This is a genomic window from bacterium (assembly GCA_036524115.1).
In the GTDB taxonomy this organism is placed as follows: domain Bacteria; phylum JAUVQV01; class JAUVQV01; order JAUVQV01; family DATDCY01; genus DATDCY01.
The window spans coordinates 1-3724 of sequence record DATDCY010000303.1 but is presented as its reverse complement, the minus strand read 5'-3'; the positions used below and the strand labels follow the sequence as shown (position 1 = coordinate 3724).

The window sequence follows — 3724 nt, the reverse complement described above, 5'->3', positions numbered from 1 at the left end:
GTGAAGCGCGGGGCCACCGGCCTAGCGGGCCCCTTCGGCGTCATACCGCTTGATCAGCGTCTCCGTCAGGTCGATGCTCGCGGGGGCGTAGAGGACGGCGCTGTACTGCTTCTCCAGCACGAGCGTGAAGGTGCCTTCCTTGCCGATCCGCTCGATGACCTTGAGCAGGTCCTTGCGGATGCCGTCCGTGTACTCGGACTCGCGGCGGCCGAACTCCTCCTTGAGGTCGCTCAACGTGCGGCTGTAGTCGCGCTCCATGGTGCGGATCTCGGTCTCGCGGCCCTTGCGCGTCTCCTCGTTGAGCAGCAGGCTCTGCTTGTCCAGCTCGTCCTTCTTCTTCTCGAGGGACTCCTTCTGCTTCTGCAGCCCGGCCTTGCGCTCCTCCATCAGCTTCTGCAGCTCGCCGAGGGCCTTCTTGCCGGCCTTGGACTCGTTCAGCGCCCGCTGCATGTCGACGAAGGCGATCTTCACCGCCTCCTGGGCGCCCGCGGCGCCGGCGGCGAGCAGGACGCAGAGGGCGGCCCCCGCGGCGATCCCGGCTCTCATTCGCATGGACGATGCTCCTTTCGTGTTCGTCGCGTCGGTTCGAGAATCGCGGTAGTATATCAAAAGAAGCGCTCCCGCAGCGTCAGCAGGATCTCCAGCACGATGAGGGCCACGATGTACCACTCCACGCGCAGGCTGCGCCGGTTGTACTGCAGGGTCAGCAGCGTCTGCGCCGTGCGGGCGATCAGCTCGAGCTTGCGCTCGAGCGCGCGGTGGCGCTCGGGCAGCTCGTACTCCTCGGCCAGGCGCTGGTAGAGCCGCTCGAGGTCGGGGCGCTCCCAGAGCGCCTCGGGCTTCTCCTCGACCTCGACGCGCCCGACCATGCGCTGCTGGATGTCGAGGGTGCGGCCGACGTGGCGCACGAGCGCGCGGCCCCGCACGCGCGGCCGTCCCCGGCTCAGGGCCTCGGCCAGCGGCTCGAGCTCGTCGAAGACGGCGGCCACCGCCTTCTCGTAGTGCTCGAGCACGGCGCTCTTGGCGAGCGCGTCGGCCACGACCTGGATGCGCGCCACGTCGAAGGCCTGGAGCGCCAGGCGGCCGTCGGCGAGGCGCTCCTCGCCCGCCGGCTCGAGCGCCAGCTCCAGCTCCTCGCTCTCGGGGGAGGGGTAGGGCTCGCGCACGAGCGGCCGCAACGCCGCGAGGAAGGTCTCGGCCTCCGCCGGCTCGAGGCCGACGAGGACCGCCGCCCCGTAGCGGAAGAGCACGGCGCAGCCGCCGGCGCCGGCGGTGACCACGAGCGGCGCGGCGGCGAGGCGCGTGGCGGGGTCGACCGAGCGCAGGTTCACGTGGTGCCCGAGCACCAGCGCGCGCGCCCCGAGGGAGCGGCGCCCTGCGAACCGTGCCAGCGTCACGCGTGCCTCCCCGGCGCCATCGCGCCGAGCGCGCGGCGTCGTCTAGAAGGCGCCGCCGATGATGAAGGAGAAGCCCTGGCTGTGCTCGCCCTCGCGGGGGTCGATGATGTAGCCCCACTCGAAGCGCATCGGGCCCAGCGGCGACATCCAGCGCACGCCGTAGCCCCAGTCCTTGCGCAGATCGCCGAGGGAAACGTCGCCCACGTCCGCCCAGACGTTGCCGGTGTCGTAGAAGACGACGGCGTTGAGCCCCTGCGCGGGCAGGATCCCGAGGATCAGCTCGAAGTTGAAGAGCAGCTGCTCGGTGCCGCCGATCGGGTCGCCGTTCTCGTCCCGCGGCGAGACCTCGCGGAACTCGAAGCCGCGCATCGAGTAGCTACCGCCGAGGAAGTACTTCTCGCTCAGCGGCGCCTCGTGGCCGCTGAAGCCGTCGAGCCGCGCGTACCCGCCGTGCGCCATGCCGACGAAGCGCCAGAGCAGCGGCACGTAGATGCTGTGCTCGATGGATGTCTTGGTGAAGTAGTTGTCGCCGCCGAAGGGCCCGCCGGCGAGCTCGCCCGTGAGCGCCGTGCGGCTGCCGCGCGTCGGGCTCATGATGTTGTCGCGCGAGTCGCGGGCCAGGGTCAGCTTCAGGCTGTTGGTCGTCGACTCGCCCGCCTGGCCCTTGATGTAGCCGGAGGCGTCGGCCTCGACGTTCATCACGTTGACCCGCTCGTGCTTGAGGGCGACCTCGCCGCGCAGGTCGGCGCCGAGGCGGCGGCCGAGCCGCAGCTCGCCGCCGACTTTCTTCTGGTCGTACTCGTCGTAGTCGGCGATCTCGTCGTAGAGCGCGAAGCCGGCGCCCCAGGGGCCGTCGTGGATCGACGGCTCGTAGAACCTGATCGCGTAGTTCTCGCGGGTCTTGGAGTACTGGACCTTGAGCTGCAGGGACTGGCCGCGCCCGAGGAGGTTGACCTCCGCGATCGAGAGCATCCCCATCAGCTTGTCCTCGGGGCTGTAGGTGATGCCGAACTGCAGCTGCCCGGTGAGGCGCTCCTTGACCTCGATGTCGACGTCGATGACGTCCTCGCCGCGGGGGCGGGGCATCAGGTCGACCTGCTCGAAGTAGGGCTGGCCCAGCGCGCCCAGGTTCATGAGCTTCTGGCGGCTGCGCTGCAGCTCGTCGCTGTTGAAGACGTCCCCCTCGGCGAAGGTCAGCTCGCGGCGGATGACGCGGTCGCGCGTCGAGACGTTGCCGGAGATCGTGATGCGCCCGATGCGGGCCTCGGGGCCGCGCTGGACGAGGAAGGCGACGTCGATCCGGCGGGTCTCCGGGTCGACCTTCGTCGTGTAGTCCACCTGGACGAAGGCATAGCCCCTGGCGGCGTAGCGGCCGTTCACCGCCGCGATCCCCTGGGCGAAGAGCGAGCGGCGGAAGACGTCGCCCTCCTTGAGGACGATGAGCCTGCGGATCTCGTCCAGGGGCACGAGGTCGTCGCCCTGGAGCGAGGTCTGGCCGAGGCGGTACTGCGCCCCCTCGGAGACGGTGAAGACCACCTTCACCGTGTGCTCCTTGTCGTCGACGGCGATCTCCGGCTCGCCGACGCGCACCTCGATGTAGCCGCGGTCCTGGTAGAAGCTCACGATGCGCTGGCGGTCCTCCTGGAGCAGCTCCGGCGAGAACTTTCCCGACTCGGTGAGCCAGGAGAAGATGGTCCAGGGCGAGGTCTTGAGCGCGCCGCGCACGTCGGACGCGGGCACGGCCCGGGCGCCGCGCACGTCGACCTCGACGAGCTTGTACTTGGCGCCCTCCTCGATGATCACCTTGAGCCGGACCTGCCCCTCGCCGGAGGGCTCGGCGTCGGTGCGCACGAGGACCTGGTAGTACCCCTTCTCCCGGTAGAGGGAGCGGATGCGCTCCACCGCCGCGGTGACGGTCGCCGGATTGTAGGGGACGTTGAGGGCGAAGGCGGCCTTCTCGGTCAGGTCCTTGCCCTCGATCTCCTTGTTGCCCGTGTAGGCCACGTCCCGCAGCAGCGGCCGCTCGGTGAGCCGGTAGGTCAGCCGCAGCCCGCCCTCGAAGCCCTCCGCGTCGACGGCGACGTCCTGGAAGGAGCCCAGCTCGTAGATCGCGCGGATGTCCTTGGTGACCTGCCCGGGGTCGTAGGGCGCGCCCTCGCGGCTGCCGATGCGTGCGCGGACCGTCGTCGCCTCGACCATCCGCGTGCCGGTGACGACGATGTCGGTGACGATGGGCACCGGCGCGGCCGCGCCCCCGGTCGCCCCCCCCGCGGCGGCGTCGGGAAGGAGCTGTGCCGCCGCGGGACGCGCGGCGAGGCCGGCGGCGG

3 protein-coding genes are annotated in these 3724 nt (G+C 70.5%); all 3 read right to left on the bottom strand.

Going from position 1 to position 3724, the window contains the following annotated elements; genetic code table 11:
- Window positions 1–21: 21 nt before the first annotated feature.
- Window positions 22–552 carry an OmpH family outer membrane protein gene (locus VI078_14345; GenBank protein HEY6000465.1) on the bottom strand — a complete coding sequence of 177 codons (531 nt, stop codon included), beginning with the start codon at window positions 550–552 and terminating at the stop codon, window positions 22–24.
- A 53-nt stretch (window positions 553–605) separates the two neighbouring features.
- Window positions 606–1397 carry an RMD1 family protein gene (locus tag VI078_14340; GenBank protein HEY6000464.1) on the bottom strand — a complete coding sequence of 264 codons (792 nt, stop codon included), beginning with the start codon at window positions 1395–1397 and terminating at the stop codon, window positions 606–608.
- A 42-nt stretch (window positions 1398–1439) separates the two neighbouring features.
- On the bottom strand, window positions 1440–3724 hold a 2285-nt coding region (bamA, locus tag VI078_14335; GenBank protein ID HEY6000463.1), incomplete at its 5' end, for an outer membrane protein assembly factor BamA.

Coding starts and splice junctions, on each gene's coding strand:
- VI078_14345 (HEY6000465.1), bottom strand. CDS start 552: ATGCGAATGAGAGCCGGGATCGCCGCGGGGGCCGCCCTCTGCGTCCTG.